The sequence below is a fragment of the Lactococcus sp. LG1074 genome (assembly GCF_017309525.1).
GTDB classification, from domain to species: domain Bacteria; phylum Bacillota; class Bacilli; order Lactobacillales; family Streptococcaceae; genus Lactococcus; species Lactococcus petauri.
In genome coordinates, this window is sequence record NZ_CP071293.1 from 330,930 (window position 1) to 346,856 (window position 15,927).

The 15,927-nt window shown below is 39.4% G+C and carries 14 protein-coding genes; 9 read left to right on the plus strand and 5 right to left on the minus strand.

Features of this window, described 5'->3' with window-relative positions; genetic code table 11:
• Window positions 1–337: 337 nt before the first annotated feature.
• Entirely contained in the window at window positions 338–1,942 is a 1,605-nt protein-coding gene (locus tag J0J36_RS01620) for a CTP synthase (RefSeq protein ID WP_017369405.1), read from the plus strand.
• A gap of 105 nt (window positions 1,943–2,047) precedes the next feature.
• Window positions 2,048–2,665, plus strand: a complete 618-nt coding sequence (locus J0J36_RS01625) for a sugar O-acetyltransferase (RefSeq protein WP_019292644.1) — start codon at window positions 2,048–2,050, stop codon at window positions 2,663–2,665.
• Between the two features lie 36 nt (window positions 2,666–2,701).
• On the opposite strand, the gene J0J36_RS01630 is transcribed toward J0J36_RS01625, so the two are convergent.
• Entirely contained in the window at window positions 2,702–2,878 is a 177-nt protein-coding gene (locus J0J36_RS01630; protein WP_017369403.1) for a DUF2929 family protein, read from the minus strand.
• A 106-nt stretch (window positions 2,879–2,984) separates the two neighbouring features.
• Between J0J36_RS01630 and J0J36_RS01635 the strand changes: the two genes are divergently transcribed.
• A complete protein-coding gene (locus J0J36_RS01635; RefSeq protein WP_019335946.1) occupies window positions 2,985–6,101 on the plus strand; it encodes a DNA polymerase III subunit alpha in 3,117 nt (1,038 codons plus the stop codon).
• 9 nt (window positions 6,102–6,110) lie between these two features.
• Here J0J36_RS01635 and J0J36_RS01640 read toward each other — a convergent pair whose 3' ends face one another.
• Window positions 6,111–6,764 (minus strand): hemolysin III family protein, encoded by a 654-nt coding sequence (locus J0J36_RS01640; protein WP_019292642.1) that lies wholly within the window; start codon window positions 6,762–6,764, stop codon window positions 6,111–6,113.
• 167 nt (window positions 6,765–6,931) lie between these two features.
• Here J0J36_RS01640 and J0J36_RS01645 point away from each other — a divergent pair, with 167 nt between their 5' ends.
• From J0J36_RS01645 to J0J36_RS01665, 5 genes are all read left to right on the plus strand, one after another.
• Window positions 6,932–7,768, plus strand: coding sequence for a DegV family protein (locus J0J36_RS01645; RefSeq protein ID WP_019292641.1), 837 nt, complete (start codon window positions 6,932–6,934; stop codon window positions 7,766–7,768).
• Complete coding sequence (locus tag J0J36_RS01650; protein ID WP_206886737.1) at window positions 7,761–8,585, plus strand: SGNH/GDSL hydrolase family protein; 825 nt, start codon at window positions 7,761–7,763, stop codon at window positions 8,583–8,585. Before J0J36_RS01645 ends, J0J36_RS01650 begins: the two co-directional genes overlap by 8 nt.
• Window positions 8,575–9,159, plus strand: a complete 585-nt coding sequence (locus tag J0J36_RS01655; protein ID WP_019292639.1) for a YpmS family protein — start codon at window positions 8,575–8,577, stop codon at window positions 9,157–9,159. The genes J0J36_RS01650 and J0J36_RS01655 overlap by 11 nt, the downstream gene beginning before the upstream one ends.
• A 117-nt stretch (window positions 9,160–9,276) precedes the next feature.
• Complete coding sequence (locus J0J36_RS01660; protein ID WP_003133973.1) at window positions 9,277–9,552, plus strand: HU family DNA-binding protein; 276 nt, start codon at window positions 9,277–9,279, stop codon at window positions 9,550–9,552.
• A 243-nt stretch (window positions 9,553–9,795) separates the two neighbouring features.
• Window positions 9,796–10,941, plus strand: a complete 1,146-nt coding sequence (locus tag J0J36_RS01665; RefSeq protein ID WP_305067145.1) for a cysteine desulfurase family protein — start codon at window positions 9,796–9,798, stop codon at window positions 10,939–10,941.
• A gap of 111 nt (window positions 10,942–11,052) precedes the next feature.
• Here the strand turns inward: J0J36_RS01665 and cysK are convergent, their stop codons facing one another.
• A complete protein-coding gene (gene cysK / locus J0J36_RS01670; RefSeq protein WP_019292637.1) occupies window positions 11,053–11,973 on the minus strand; it encodes a cysteine synthase A in 921 nt (306 codons plus the stop codon).
• 184 nt (window positions 11,974–12,157) lie between these two features.
• Here cysK and J0J36_RS01675 point away from each other — a divergent pair, with 184 nt between their 5' ends.
• Window positions 12,158–13,087: a glucosaminidase domain-containing protein gene (locus J0J36_RS01675; RefSeq protein WP_019292636.1), complete on the plus strand. Its 930-nt coding sequence runs from the start codon at window positions 12,158–12,160 to the stop codon at window positions 13,085–13,087.
• Window positions 13,088–13,184: 97 nt separating this feature from the next.
• On the opposite strand, the gene J0J36_RS01680 is transcribed toward J0J36_RS01675, so the two are convergent.
• The gene (locus J0J36_RS01680; RefSeq protein ID WP_019292635.1) at window positions 13,185–13,811 is read right to left on the minus strand and encodes an MBL fold metallo-hydrolase; all 627 of its coding nucleotides are present in this window, start codon (window positions 13,809–13,811) and stop codon (window positions 13,185–13,187) included.
• A gap of 3 nt (window positions 13,812–13,814) precedes the next feature.
• Entirely contained in the window at window positions 13,815–15,899 is a 2,085-nt protein-coding gene (locus tag J0J36_RS01685; RefSeq protein ID WP_019292634.1) for a transglycosylase domain-containing protein, read from the minus strand.
• Between the last annotated feature and the right edge of the window lie 28 nt (window positions 15,900–15,927).

Here is a 15,927-nt window from a genome sequence, read left to right on the forward strand (position 1 = left end):
CTCGCGAGTCCTACTGATATTCACTAATTTCTAAAAGGAGGATAGATGTTCTTATCCTCTTTTTTGCTCCAGATAAAATCTAGGACCTTGACAAAAAAATCAAAATCATATAGAATAATATTCGGGCACCGCTTTTTGCGGTAAAGTCAGAAGCTCCCTTACAAAAGGGAGCTTATTTTTTTGTTTCGCTACCAACATTTGTGGCTAAAACCACTAAATGATGGATGGCAAGCTCTACGGAGCTTTGCCTAAGCGCCTCATTAGGAAAAATAAAAAAGCAACTATTTTTCCATTATATTTTCCCAGGCTTAATATAGAAAACAGAGGAGATTTCGCATTGGCAACTAAGTATATTTTCGTCACAGGTGGTGGTACATCATCAATGGGTAAGGGTATTGTTGCAGCGTCTTTGGGACGTTTGCTCAAAAACCGTGGCCTTAAAGTAACTGTACAAAAATTTGATCCGTATCTTAATATTGACCCAGGGACAATGAGCCCTTATCAACACGGTGAGGTTTTTGTTACAGATGATGGCGCTGAAACAGACCTTGACCTTGGGCACTATGAACGTTTTATTGATATCAATCTTAATAAATACTCAAATGTAACTTCAGGTAAAGTTTACTCTGAAATTTTACGTAAAGAGCGTAAAGGGGAGTACCTTGGAGCGACAGTTCAAATGGTGCCTCACGTTACAGATACATTAAAAGAAAAAATTAAGCGTGCAGCAACAATGACTGACGCTGATGTTATCATCACTGAGGTTGGTGGTACAGTAGGTGATATGGAATCCCTCCCATTCATTGAAGCCCTACGTCAAATGAAAGCCGAAGTTGGTTCAGATAATGTGATGTACATTCACACTGTGCCAATCCTCCACTTGCGTGCAGCTGGGGAGTTGAAAACGAAAATTGCACAAAATGCGACAAAAACATTGCGTGAATATGGTATCCAGGCCAATATGTTGGTGCTTCGTACAGAAGTTCCAATCACACGCGAAATGCGCGACAAAGTAGCCATGTATTGTGATGTTGATCCTGAAGCAGTTATCCAGTCTCTTGATGTGGAACATCTCTACCAAATTCCATTAAACTTGCAAGAGCAAAACATGGATCAAATCGTTTGTGATCATTTGAAACTTGACGCCCCTGCAGCTGATATGACCGAATGGGCAGCAATGGTTGACCATGTGATGAACCTTAAGAAAAAAGTCAAAATCGCTTTGGTTGGTAAATACGTAGAGTTGCCAGATGCCTATATCTCAGTGACAGAAGCCTTGAAACATGCGGGATATCCAGCAGATAGTGACATTGAATTGGACTGGGTGAATGCAAATGACTTAGATGATAGTAATGCTGCTGCACGTTTGAAAGATGCACATGGTATTATCGTCCCTGGTGGATTTGGTGAACGTGGTTCAGAAGGTAAGATTTCAGCTATCCGTTATGCCCGGGAAAATGATGTACCAATGTTGGGTATTTGTCTTGGTATGCAAATGACTTGCGTGGAGTTTGCACGCAATGTTTTAGGCATGAAAGGGGCACATTCTTACGAATTAAACCCAGAAACACCATATCCAATTATCGATATCATGCGTGACCAAGTTGATGTTGAAGACATGGGAGGAACCTTGCGCTTAGGACTCTACCCATCAAAACTAAAAGCAAACACTAAAGCACGTGCGGCATATAACGATGCGGATGTCGTTCAACGTCGTCACCGTCACCGCTATGAATTTAATAATAAATATCGTGAACAATTTGAAGCGGCAGGCTTTACATTCTCTGGTGTTTCCCCAGACAACCGTTTGGTCGAAATCGTTGAGTTAACCGATAAAAAATTCTTCGTTGCTTGTCAATATCACCCAGAATTACAATCACGTCCAAACCGTCCAGAAGAGCTTTATCAAGCCTTTGTTAAAGCTGCAGTGGAAAATATGTGAAAATAAAAATCCCTACTTAAGGTGGGGATTTTTTTAGTGCTTACTTTTTAATATTTTTTCCTATCATAATTTGATATACTGGATGCAATATTGAGAGGAGAAGCCATGTCAGAGTATCAACGTATGATTTCAGGGCAACTTTATAGAGCATCTAAGATTGAAAAAGAGTATGATCCACAACCAGGAAGAGTACTTGCCCAAAAGATAAATCAAACCAGCCTAATGGATCAAAAAGAAATTATTGCTTTAGAGAAACAATTGTTTGGGAGTACAGGAAAATCTATTTATGTGAATCCGCCACTTCAAGTCGATTATGGTTTTAACACACACATTGGTGAAAATTTTTATGCCAATGTGGATTGTATTTTTTTGGATGTTGCACCAATCACTATTGGAGACGATGTGATGTTTGGACCTCGCGTAAGCCTGATTACACCATTGCATCCTATCGATGCAGCTGTTCGGGTTCGAGGGCTTGAATATGCAAAACCAATCACTATTGGCGATCGTGTATGGCTCGGTGCAGGTGTTATTGTGAATCCAGGTGTTAGTATTGGTGAAGGAACGATTGTAGGGTCAGGAGCAGTAGTTACTAAGGATCTGCCCGCACATGTTATCGCTGTGGGAAATCCGGCACGTATTTTAAGAGAAATTAGTGAGACAGATCAAGAGTACTGGGAGCTACAAGAAAAGGATTATTATGACACAAAAAAAGCAGATTGAAAACCTGCTTTTTTTGATCGGTCTTTGAAAGAGAGATTAATGCTTTGGTTCCACAACTCCGACTTTACTAATGAGTAAAACAAAAAGTCCGAATACCAGTGAGACAACCAAAGTGCTAAACGGCTTGTCAGCTACCCCAGCGAGTGCGGTCATGATGTAACCTACAACTTCGCCGATAACGGCTGACCAGAAAAGAGTTACAAGTACTTTCATAATAATTCTTCTTTCGATTTTTCTTCAAAATAAAGTATAATACTATTAGAGCTAAAATTCAAGAATTATGCGAAAAAAGTATAAAAACAAAGGAGAAAGGGGCCAAATGTTTGCACAACTCAACACCAAAACAGAGTACAGTTTTTTAGATAGTGTTGTCCGAGTAGATGATTATCTGAATGTGGCAGAAAAAATGGGCTATAAACAGCTTGGCATTTGTGATGTCGGAAATTTACATGGTGCTTATCACTTTGCGATTGAAGCACAAAAGAGAAACATACAGCCCATTATTGGGGTTGAGCTTGTTTTTGAGCTGGACAGTTTACCTGTATCCTTTAGTTTTATTGCTAAAAATACTGAGGGGTATAAAAATCTTTTAAAAATCTCTTCCAGTCATAATTACGGTCGTCACCGTTTTTCTGATATTGAGAGTTTTTTAAATGATGTCGTTTTAGTGGTACCAGAGTCTTATGCGAATCTCTCAGCCCTTTCACAGATTCAAGCAGAAGTATATATTGGCATCTTGCCTACAGGTGTCGGAGGAACTTCGCTTCAGTTTCCGTACCTTCCTTTTCAGCCTGTGCGCTACTTGTCACAGGTCGATAATGAAAGCCTTGAAGTTCTACATGCGATTCGTGATTTAATACCTTACAATCAAGAGTTGACTTTGTCAAATGACCAACTTTTGCAGAGACCAGAAATTTACGAAAAATTATATGCTAAGAATTATCCTCAAGCCTTAGATAATCTTGAAAACTTAGTTGCAAATATTGCGTATGACTTTAGTGAGAAGTTAGGCTTGCCTCAGTTTGATAAACAAAGAAATGCAGCAGAGCTTCTTCGTGAAAGAGCAGAAGTCAATCTGCCTACAGGAGAAGACTATCGTGCACGTCTCAATCATGAACTATCGGTCATCCATCAAATGGGCTTCGATGACTATTTCCTTATCGTTGCCGACTTATTACGCTATGCAAGTGAAAACGACATCTATTGCGGCATGGGGCGTGGCTCTGCTGCTGGTTCATTGGTGGCTTATACCTTAGGTATCACTCATGTTGATCCGGTGGCAAATAATCTCTTCTTTGAACGTTTCCTTAATCCGGAACGTGTAGCAATGCCCGATATCGATATTGATATGCCTGATACCAAACGGTCCGAGTTGCTTGCTTATATGAAGCGGCGTTATGGTAGCGACCATGTGGCGCAGATCGTGACTTTCTCGACCTTAGGTAAACGACAAGCTTTACGTGATGTCGGAAAGGCTTTTGGGATGAACGAAGCTGAGCTTTCTTCTCTCACACGCATGTTGAGACAACGGTTTGGTTCGCTTCGTGATGAGTACGAGGAAAATCCTAAACTTAAGGCTGAAATATTACGCGACAGTCGATTGCAGAAGGTGTATGAGATAGCTACTCGTATTGAAGGCTTACCGCGTCAAACATCGACACACGCTTCGGGCGTGGTGTTAAGCCAAGAATCCTTGGTCAATTACGTGCCTCTAAAACCATCCGATGATTTGGCCTTGACACAATATGAGGCACCGGATGTTGAAGCAATTGGTCTGTTGAAAATCGACTTTTTGGGTTTACGAAATTTAACGATAATTGAGCGATTATGTGAATTAGTACAAAAACGAAAAAATGTTCACATCGATCCTTTGCACATAGATTTAGAAGATGACAAAACGTTAGCACTTTTCCGTGCTGGAAATACTCTAGGTATTTTTCAATTTGAGAATCCACAGATGAGACGTTTTTTGCGTAATTTAGCTCCAACAAAGTTTGAGGATATTGTTGATGCGACATCTATTTTCCGTCCAGGCCCTTCACAGTTTATTCCCCAATTCGTTGCCCGCCGACATGGACAGGAAAAAGTAGAAGTCATTGACGAGACACTGACAGAAATATTAGCGCCAACCTATGGTATTATGATTTATCAGGAACAGATCATGCAAGTTGCACAACGCTTTGCCGGTTTCTCTTTGGGTAAGGCTGACTTGCTCCGCCGTGCAATCTCAAAGAAAAAAGGAAAAGAATTTGAAGAACTCCAAGCCGAATTTTTAGCAGGAAGCTTAAAGTTGGGGCACACTGAAGCACAAGCGATGGAGATATATCGTCTGATTGAACGTTTTGCTAATTATGGTTTTAATCGTTCTCATGCCTATGCTTATGCTGCTCTAGCTTTTCAAATCGCTTATTTCAAGGCGAATTATCCCGATGAATTTTATGAGGTTCAGCTTCGAGACCGTAAAAGAGAGAGCATGATTCAAGATGCTTTGGGTAATGATTTTCAAATGGAGCAACCTTCCATCAATCGGATGCCTTATCATGACAGAGTAGAAAATGGTAAAATCGCCTTGGGCTTAGCAAATGTACGGAGCATTCCACGAGATATGGCATTTTGGATTGTTGAACATAGGCCCTTTAGTGATTTAGCAGATTTGGTGAAAAGTTTACCTCAAAATTTCCAGAAAGAAGATTATTTGCTACCACTTGTACAGATTGGAGCTTTTGATGACCAAGACATGAACAGAGGGAAGCTGGCTCAAAACTTATCAACTCTCATTGATTATAGTCAAAATATTCAACTGGATCTCTTCGGTGCATCTGCCTTAAAATTCTCTTTTCAAGATGCAGAAGATTATCTGCAATACGAGAAATACGAGTATGAAAAGCAGTTTTTAGGTGTAGGGATTACGCCACACCCCTTGCAAACTTTAGCACTTAAACTGAAAACAAATTTTACAGCACTGACTGATTTGCAAAAAAATAAGCGAGCGACTGTTTTAGTCGAGCTGCTTGCTGTGCGTACCCATCGTACAAAGACAGGAGAGACAATGGCTTTCCTATCAACAACTGACAGTAAGGAAAATTTTGACATTACACTTTTCCCAGAAAATTATCGGCGGTTTATGGCAAATCTCGAAAAAGGAAAATTTTATTTAATTTCTGGCAAAGTTTCTGAAAGAAATGATGCTTTACAGATGCTAGCTGATCGTGTCATCGAAGTAGAAGAGACAGACCGTAAACTTTGGTTGAATCTTGAAGATGCAAGTCATAATACGCATATTTCTCGAATTTTACGGGAGTTTCCTGGAGGAATACAAGTCATTTTGCATTTTGCTGACACAAAAAAAACCACACAGACTCAAGTCTATGTGGAAGAAAATGATTTACTTTTGAACAAGTTGAAAACCTATGTCTTAAACGCTGTTTATAAATAGCGTTTTTTCTTATGATCCCACATAACCATAGATGGAGAACCACATCAGCATTGCAGCACCAAGAACAAAAAGATGCCAGACCACGTGAGCGAAAGGGAATTTATAACGGTATATAATTGCTCCGACAGAGTAAATTACGCCTCCTCCGACGAGAAACCAGAAGCCATAGGCAGGCAGAAGCTGCCAGAGAGGGTAAATGGCAAAGAGGATGACCCATCCCATAACAATATAAAGGACAGTTGAACCTCTAGGCACGGTATTCCATCGTGGGAGGTAGATAGCTGTAACGACTATTCCCAAGATCGCACAAAGCCAAACAAGTGCTAACATTCCCCAGCCTAGCCAATTTCCTAATGTAACGAGGCAATAAGGGGTATAAGTTCCTGCGATGAGTAAAAAGATACCGCTATGATCAAAAACTTGAAAAACTTTTTGAGCGCGTGTAAAGTGTAGGCTGTGTGCCAAAGTTGAAAAGAGAAAAAGTAGTACAAGAGAGGCTCCATAAATTGAGAAAGCAACAATCTGTATCGGTGAATGATTGGCTACTCCTTTAAGTATGAGTAAAACAAGTCCTGTAATAGCAAGACCAGTTCCGACTCCGTGTGTGATGGCATTAAAGACCTGGTCGACAATTTGATAAGCGCGAGAAGCTGGCTTTTCCATTGATCTCCTTCTTTCCATAATAATTTCGCTTTCTAAAATCAAAATATTTATAAATTTGAAAAAGAGGATTAGCGAAATTGCAGTTCATTTGGTATAATATTAATATATATTAACATAGATTGTTTAGAAAAGAAATCGAAGTCTTTTTATTTTGATTTGGAGAAAATATGACAATTAAAATTGTGACAGATTCATCAATAACTATTGAACCAGAATTAGTAGAAGAACTTGATATTACTGTAGTTCCATTGTCGGTAACTATTGACGGGACAACTTACCTTGATTCAGACTTACCCTTGGACTCATTTATGGAAAAAATGAAGGCTTCTAAGGCATTGCCTAAAACAAGCCAACCTCCTGTAGGGGTCTTTGCAGAAAAATATGAAGAAATTGCCAGTGAAGAAGATGCGATTATTTCCATCCACATCACTGAAAGTTTAAGCGGTACAGTACAAGCAGCACGTCAAGGGGCAATGCTATCTGGCCGTGATGTAACAGTTCTTGATAGTGATTTTACGGACCAAGGTTTGAAATTCCAAGTAGTGGAAGCCGCACGATTGGCTAAAGAAGGTCTTGGAAAAGAAGAAATCTTGAAGAGAATTAATCACGTACGTGAAAATACAGAACTGTTTATTGGGATTTCGACGCTCGAAAACCTGGTTAAAGGCGGACGTATCAGTCGTACAACCGGAATCGTGGGAAGTCTCTTGCATGTACGTATCGTGATGGAACTAAAAAACCGTGAGCTAGGTGTAATGACACGAGGACGTGGGAATAAGACATTTACCAAATGGTTAGATGAAACGGTAGAACACATCGCAAACTCTGGACGTAAAATTCGTGAGATTGGCATTTCACATGTAGAAGGACTTGATTTTTCTAATAAAGCGAAGGAAGCTTTGCAAAAATTTGTTGAAAAACCAATTTCTATCCTCGATACTAACTCTACTATTGCTACTCATACAGGACCGGGTGCTTGGGCTGTAATGATTGATTATGAATAAAAAACTGAAAATTATTCTTGAACTTGCTGGCTTTTTGCTAGCAAGTTTACTTGTATTCTGTTTGCTTTCCTTGATGAGTACTCCAGCTGGCAACCGTTTAAAAGAAGAAGTACAGGATCAAGATAAAATCGTGAATTACGTGGCATTGGGAGACTCATTAACAGAAGGTGTTGGTGATGCAACAGGCCAAGGTGGCTTCGTCCCTCTTTTAGCAAAAGAGGTAGAAAACCAAACCACAGGAAAAGTAGAGTCACAAAACTTTGGTCATGCAGGTGATACAAGTACCCAAATCTATGGAAAAATGCAGGACAGAGAAATCCAAACTGCTATAAAAAATGCAGATTTTATCACTTTGACTGTTGGTGGGAATGATGTTATGAAAGTTATCCGAGATAATGCTGCTCGTCTTTCAAAACTTAAAGAAAAAGACTTTGAACAACCTGCGCGTAATTATCAAAATGAGCTGAAAAAAATCTTTGAGACTATTCGGCTAAATAATCCTAAGGCTCATGTCTATGTTTTAGGGATTTATAATCCTTTCTATATGAATTTTCCTAATATAACAGCCTTGCAAACAATCATTAATAATTGGAATATCGCAACAGAGGAGACGGTAAAAGAAGAAAAAAATACGAGTTTTATTGCCATTAACGATTTGCTTTACAAAGGAATCGGAGGGGAGAAAGGGATTTCTGAAAGTCAGTCTCAAATCAATGATCTCCTTTACACAGCAGATAGTTTCCACCCCAACAATATTGGCTATCAAATCATGGCTGATGCAGTATTTAAAGAATATCAGGTGATCAATGAAAAATAAAAAAACAATCTGGAAATGGCTCTTTCTTGCTCTATTAGCAATTAATCTTGGAACTTTTGCTTTTATTTCGAGTCGCGTATTTAATGTGCGGGACCAACAATCTTTGAGACAAGTAAGTAAGCCTAAAGAGACGACAGAAGTCGCTAAAATAACGACTAATCGGGACCAGTTAAACCAGCTTATTAATACTTATCTGCAAGATTTTCAGACTTCAGACATGAGTTATAAATTCTATCTATCAAATAGTCAAGCTGTTTTAGAAGCTTCTTACCAACTTTTTGGACAAAAAATTCCACTCTATATTTACTTTGAGCCTTTGGCTTTAAATGATGGTTCTGTTGCACTTCAGGTGAAGAGTGTTTCGGCAGGGTCGTTGAACTTACCAACAAGTGCTGTTCTTGCTTATGTGAAGTCAAGCATTAAGCTTCCAGCCTTTGTAGAAGTCTTACCAACGAAGGATCAAGTCATATTACATCTGCCACAACTTACTTTAGCAGATAATTTATATTTAAAAGCAAATCAGCTAGATTTAGTCAGTGGAAACTTTACTTTTAATTTGATGATTCAACCTTAAAATCAGCTAAAAACCGCAGAAAAACGCTGTTTAGGCTTGCAAAGGTTCACAACATTTGATAAAATGAAAAGTGCCTAATAAGAACAGGTAAAACAAAATATGGAGGACATTTTTAAAATGGCTAACAAACAAGATCTTATTGCTGAAGTTGCAGCAAAAGCTGGATTGACTAAAAAAGATGCTGAAAAAGCAGTTAACGCTTTCGGTGAATCAGTAACTGAATTCCTCGCAAAAGGAGAAAAAGTTCAACTTATCGGTTTCGGTACTTTCGAAACTCGTGAACGTGCAGCTCGCGAAGGACGCAACCCACAAACTGGTGCAGCTATCCAAATCGCAGCAACTACAGTTCCTGCATTTAAAGCTGGTAAAGCTTTGAAAGACGCTGTTAAATAATCTAGCGTAGAAATACTGATACCGTGGTTAACCATGGTATTTTTTATTGTCTTTGATTATAAAAATTTGTAGCTCTTGCATGTTTACTTGCAGTAAAACAGAATGAAGATAACAGTTGAGTATATAATGATTTTCAAGCTGTAAAAAGCGAGAAAAAAGTGATAGAATGTAAGGATGAAAAAATGCTTCCGCTGCTTAAGCTAAGGAAGCTGCTAAATGTTATTCAGAAATGGGGAAACTAAAATCATTTACTTTGATAATTCAGCCACTACCGCTATAAATCCAGAAGTTTTACGCACATATACAGATGTAGCCACTAAAATTATGGGAAATCCCTCGAGCTTGCACAGTTTAGGAACAACTGCAACACGTCTTTTGGAGGCTTCACGCCGTCAAATCGCGGATCTACTTCATGTTAATACAGAGGAAATTTACTTCACAAGTGGTGGAACAGAAGGCGATAACTGGGTCTTAAAAGGTGTGGCATATGAAAAAGAAAGATTTGGGAAGCACATCATTATCTCAGCCATAGAACATCCTGCAGTTAAAAATACTGCAGCATGGTTAGCTATGCAAGGATTTGAAATTGATGAAGCACCTGTTGATGAACGGGGATTTGTTAAAGTTTCAGAACTTGAGGCATTAATCCGCGAAGATACAATTTTGGTATCTGTCATGGCCGTAAATAACGAGATAGGCTCTATTCAACCGATCAAAGAAATCGCTAAACTCTTGGAAAATCGTCCTACCATTTCTTTCCACATTGATGCTGTCCAAGCCATTGGTAAAATAGCTGTTGAGGACTTTATGTTGGAACGTGTGGACTTTGCAACATTTTCAGCGCACAAATTCCACGGGCCACGTGGTGTCGGTTTTCTTTATATTAAATCAGGAAAACGCTTAGCCCCTCTTTTACATGGCGGTGGTCAGGAAAATAACAAGCGTTCGACGACTGAAAATGTTGCTGGTATCGCTGCTACAGCTAAGGCTCTTCGTCTTGCACTATCTGATTTTGATCATAAAGTTGAGAAAATTCGTCAAATGAAAGCAATCATCTTTGAGGAACTCTCTAAGCAAGAAAAAATTATCCTTTTTTCAGAAATGGATGACTTTGCTCCCAATATATTGACCTTTGGAATTCGTGGAGTTAGAGGAGAAGTTGTTGTTCATGCTTTTGAAAAACATGAGATTTTCATCTCAACAACATCTGCATGTTCTTCGAAGAAAAATGCTGCTGCCGGCACACTCATGGCTATGCATGTCAAACCTGATCTTGCAACCAGCGCTGTACGTGTTAGTCTGGACCATACAAATAATATGTTAGAGATTGAAGCCTTTCTTACAATCTTCCGCAATATTTATCAAGAAATGCTTAAAGTAGCGAATTGATAAAAGAATAAAAGCCCCGATTAAGTGTCGGAGCTTTTTTATCTGTTGTTTAAGTAAAGAGGTGGCTAAAATAAAACTATTGATGTTTCTCTTAAGTTAAGAGTTTAAGAATTAAAAATCATAGAGTTCTGTAGAGAGGTAGCGCTCGCCATTGTCAGCAGACAAGGTCAATACTTTCTTTCCTTTACCTAATTTTTTCGCAACTTCAAGAGCAGCCCAAATCGCTGCACCACTTGAAATCCCTACAAGGAAGCCCTGGCTAAAACCAATTTCGCGAGCAGTAGTAAAAGCTTCTTCCACAGGGACATCAATTACTCCATCATAAGAAGAAGTGTCCAAAGCTTTAGGGATAAAAGGAACACCAATTCCTTGAAGTTTATGGGGCTGTGGTTGCCCGCCTGTTAAGACAGGAGAACTTGCAGGTTCTACCGCATAACTTTTGAGCTTAGGATTCGCTTTTTTCAGTACATGAGAAACCCCAGAAATAGTTCCACCGGTTCCCGCACCAGCCACAAAAGCATCCAAACCTGTTTCACCAAAAACGTCCAGTATTTCTACAGCTGTTGTGGCTTCGTGAGCAGCTGGGTTAGCCGGGTTGTCAAACTGAAGTGGAAGGAACCATCCTTTTTCTTCTGCAAGATGCTCTGCTGTAGCAATAGCTTCATTCATTCCTCCAGCAGCTGGAGTTAAAATAAGTTCAGCACCGTAAGCTTGAATTAATTTACGGCGTTCAAGTGAGAAGGTTTCAGGCATGACAATCACAACTTTGTAGCCTAAAGCAGCTCCGACAAAAGCAAGTCCGATTCCAGTATTTCCAGAAGTTGGTTCAATAATAGTCCCACCTTCTTTTAGTAGTCCATCCCGCTCTGCTTGCCGAATCATATTGAGGGCAATACGGTCTTTTACTGATCCTCCAGGATTAAATGCCTCAAGTTTAACGTAAACCTCAGCACTGTCTTCAGGAAGATTGCGAAGCTTGATAATGGGTGTTTGCCCAATGAGTTCAGTAATGTTTTCATAAATTTTAGACATAGAGTTCTCCTTTTATCTTTGATGATCCTGCTTCTTATTATAAAACCTACTTTATCAGTTTTACATAAAAAAAGCGAATAAGCGCTATAAAAATATAATATCAAGGATTATATAGTTTTACATTAGATAATAAATAGTATATACTTAGAAATAATGAATATTTTATTTATGGAGTTTTTATAAGATGAATACAAAACACAAATTTTTATTTGGCGCAGCTGCTGTAGCCCTTACAAGTCTTGGGGCTGTGAAAGCACAAGCAATGTCAGTACAAGAGTTGGCTGAAGCAGCAACTCCAGTCGCAAACGAATATGGTCTTTACCCCTCTGTTATGATTGCCCAAGGTATTTTGGAAAGCAGTGCTGGACAAAGTGCACTAGCTGTAAATTATAATAATATTTTCGGTGTGAAATACACTTCAGGAAATCCAGTTTATTTGCCTACACAAGAATTTCTTGACGGACAAATGCATAATGTCGTGGAACCTTTCCAAGCTTATGCTTCAGTTGCAGAGGCTTGTGCTGCACAAGCACGTTTATTACGTGGCTCTTTCTTGTATTCAGGTGTTTGGCGTGAAAATACAAGCTCTTATCAAGATGCAACCGCTTGGTTGCAAGGACGCTATGCTACAGATCCAAATTATGCCTCAAAATTAAATGCTGTTATCGCGCAATATGGTTTAACAGCTTATGATGGCGGAGAAGTCGCTACAACTTCAACAACAAGCTATGTGACAACTACAACTTCTACAGATACAAGTTCATACGGTACACAAACTTATACTGTTCAAGAAGGTGATACAGTCTATGATATTGCAGCACACTATGGTGTATCAATGGATGCAATTCTTTCCCAAAATGGTCTCTCAGCTACAGATCACATCATGCAAGGTCAAGTTCTACAGATACCAACAGCTGGGACTAGTGCAACGACGACAACTTCAACTACAAGTGCTTCAACGATGGCAACAAGCACCGTTTCTAGTTCTTATACTGTTCAATCAGGTGATACTTTAACATCAATTGCCTCTGTTTATGGAAGAACAGCAGATGAACTTGCCGCAATGAACGGTATTACAGGAAATATCTATCCTGGCCAAACATTATCTGTATAATAAAAACATCTCTATATTAATATAGAGATGTTTTTTTGAGGGAAATTCTGAAAGCTTACTAAGCTGAATATAAAAAAGCCCAATGGGGCTTTTTATATTAGAAAAATGGATTATAAAGTTTTTCATTTCCAATCGTTGTGCTTGGACCGTGCCCTGGATAAACCGTATAATCGTCGGGAAGGCTAAAAAGTTCTGCCTCAATGGACTGTAGTAATTGTGTGTGATTCCCACTTGGAAGATCTGTTCTTCCAATCGCACCAGCAAAAAGTGCATCACCGGAAAAAATAAGCTCCTCTTCTTCGAAAACAAGACTAATTCCTCCAATAGAATGCCCGGGTGTGTGGCGTACGTGGAATTTTAGCCCAGAGAGATTATAAGGAGTATCACAGACATAATATTCATCTATATTAGTCTTACAAGTGACAGGAAAGGGGAGCATTAAAGCTGAAGCATTAAGCTCGGGGTTTTTGAGCCACTCTTTTTCATTTTCATGTAGATAAACTTGAGCATTAGGATAGGCTTGCTTGAGGGTATCAAGCCCCATGATATGGTCAAAATGTGCATGAGTCAAGAGAATAGCAGTTAAAGGCTTGTCAATCTCTTGAAGTTTTGCAATAATTTTTTCTGGTTGACTGCCAGGATCAATAAGTATACTAAAAGCAGAATTGCTCAGGATATAAGCATTTTCCTGAGCAATTTCACTAACGATTTTCTCGATTATCATAAATTAATTTCCTGTTACACTAAGGTCAGAACCTTGTTTTACGACATCGCTTGGCATTTGCCAGTCTGCAACAGATGTTGGATCAGGATATAAATCTGTCATCATTGCTTTGAAAACTTTAGCAGCGATATACATATTTTCGCCATAGACAGGTTGTAGTCTATTTTTATAACCGGTCCATACAGCCATAGAATATTGTGGTGTGTAACCAACAAAGTTTTCGTCTGGTGCCATTGAACCACCTTGGAGCTGAGCTTGCGTGATTCCAGCTGTTTCAAGAGCTTTAGGATATTCAGCATCATCGTAGTTGGAAGTTCCTGTTTTCCCTGCTTCAGGAAGGCCAGGAGTTTGTGCATAAAGACCTGTAGAAAGAGCAGGTATTGTGCCGTCATTTCCTTTGATAACATCTTTGAGGATATCAGTAATAAGATAAGCAGTTGAAGACTTCATCGCACGCGTGCGCTCTGGCTCATAAGTTTTTGTCGAGCCGTCAGGCATTACAATTTTCGAAACATAGTAAGGTTTTGTGTAGATACCATCGTTCGAAAAAGCAGCATAGGCAGCAGCCATACGTTCAGAACTTGCACCATATTGAGAATCTGTGCTGATTGAATTACTAGAAATACCATTTGAGAAGACCATATTTCCGGGCTCATAGATGGCTCTTCCTTCGCTATCGGTACCAGTTTGTACAGGGTACTTAAAGCCAAGTTTATTGGCAAAAGCAGTCGCATTATCTAATCCTACAGCAGCTAAAGTTTTAATAGCCGGGATATTACGTGAAAGAGCTAAAGCTTGTCGTACGGAGATGTTTCCTAGATACTGATTGTCCCAGTTGTTCAGTTGAATATTTTGAGCATCGGGATAGAAGTAAGGACCTGAGTCGGAAATGGTTTGGGCAGTGCTTGTATAAATGCCATTTTCAAAGGCAGGTGCGTAGTCGATGAGTGGCTTCATCGTTGAGCCCCAGTCACGAGTGGGTTCTGTAGCTTGATTTGAGCCAAAAGGAACGATTTCTTGCTTACGTCCACCGATTTGGGCAGCAACGCCACCTGTCTGTGTATCAATCAAAGTTGAAGCAACTTGAAGTTCGTCATCAGTGAATGGTACAGAATCATTGGTATTGACAATGTTGAATAGATTTTCCTGCGCTTTGCTGTCAAGCGTAGTATAAATCTTTAAGCCAGCATTTGGCGCATCTGTTCCTGTTTCTCGATTGGCTTGCTTGATGGCTTCATTGATGAAGTCATTGGCATATTCAGGAATGTTCACACCGCTCTTCAAGTCTTGAAGACCATCATCGATTGGTGTATTGATGGCTTCATCTCTTTGTTTCTCAGTGATTTTACCATTGCGGTACATCGCATTGATTACCAAATCGCGACGATATTTCGCAGCTTCTGGGTTTTTATAAGGATTATAAGTATTTGGTGCTTGTGGCATACCCGCAAGTAGGGCTAACTGTGCGATAGACAAGTCTGTTAACGGTTTATTATAGTAAGCTTGAGAAGCTGTCCCCATACCGTAATAACCATTCGCCATATTGACTTTATTGACATAAGCAGTAAAGATTTGCTCTTTTGACCATTTTTGGTCCAGCTGTAAGGCAAGCCAAGCTTCTTGAATTTTGACTTTCATGTTTTGGTCAGCTGAGTCAGTAGAGAAGAAAGACAGTTTAATCAACTGCATATCTAAGGTAGAACCACCTTGCATATGTCCACCACGTAAGTTATTGACTAAAGAACCAGCAATACGTATTGGGTCAACACCACGTGTATTGAAAAAGCGGCGGTCCTCAATCGAGGTTACAGCATTAACAAGCATGACAGGTATATTATCAGTCTGTACTAAATCACGTTGTTCCGCACCAAGAGTAGCAATTACTTTCTCATCCTTGTCATAAACGACCGTTGATGGGGGTGACTCTAATTTGCTCATATCTAATTTCGGCGCATCTTTTGCGTAATAAATAAAGAGCGCACCAGCAGCAACAAAAGTCAGAATAATTGTTGAAAAAATCAGAATTAAAGCCCATTTCAATGTTGAAATGAGAGATCTTTTAACTGCAGTGTTTTTATTTCGATTCATTTTTGATTTTTTTCGTTTGTTAGTAGGA

Bases quoted from the DNA above. Each gene is read 5' to 3' on its own strand.
- J0J36_RS01675 (WP_019292636.1), top strand. From the start codon at position 12,158: ATGAATACAAAACACAAATTTTTATTTGGCGCAGCTGCTGTAGCCCTT.
- J0J36_RS01645 (WP_019292641.1), top strand. From the start codon at position 6,932: ATGACAATTAAAATTGTGACAGATTCATCAATAACTATTGAACCAGAA.
- J0J36_RS01655 (WP_019292639.1), top strand. From the start codon at position 8,575: ATGAAAAATAAAAAAACAATCTGGAAATGGCTCTTTCTTGCTCTATTA.
- J0J36_RS01640 (WP_019292642.1), bottom strand. From the start codon at position 6,764: ATGGAAAAGCCAGCTTCTCGCGCTTATCAAATTGTCGACCAGGTCTTT.
- J0J36_RS01660 (WP_003133973.1), top strand. From the start codon at position 9,277: ATGGCTAACAAACAAGATCTTATTGCTGAAGTTGCAGCAAAAGCTGGA.
- J0J36_RS01685 (WP_019292634.1), bottom strand. From the start codon at position 15,899: ATGAATCGAAATAAAAACACTGCAGTTAAAAGATCTCTCATTTCAACA.
- cysK (WP_019292637.1), bottom strand. From the start codon at position 11,973: ATGTCTAAAATTTATGAAAACATTACTGAACTCATTGGGCAAACACCC.
- J0J36_RS01625 (WP_019292644.1), top strand. From the start codon at position 2,048: ATGTCAGAGTATCAACGTATGATTTCAGGGCAACTTTATAGAGCATCT.
- J0J36_RS01680 (WP_019292635.1), bottom strand. From the start codon at position 13,811: ATGATAATCGAGAAAATCGTTAGTGAAATTGCTCAGGAAAATGCTTAT.
- J0J36_RS01635 (WP_019335946.1), top strand. From the start codon at position 2,985: ATGTTTGCACAACTCAACACCAAAACAGAGTACAGTTTTTTAGATAGT.
- J0J36_RS01630 (WP_017369403.1), bottom strand. From the start codon at position 2,878: ATGAAAGTACTTGTAACTCTTTTCTGGTCAGCCGTTATCGGCGAAGTT.
- J0J36_RS01650 (WP_206886737.1), top strand. From the start codon at position 7,761: ATGAATAAAAAACTGAAAATTATTCTTGAACTTGCTGGCTTTTTGCTA.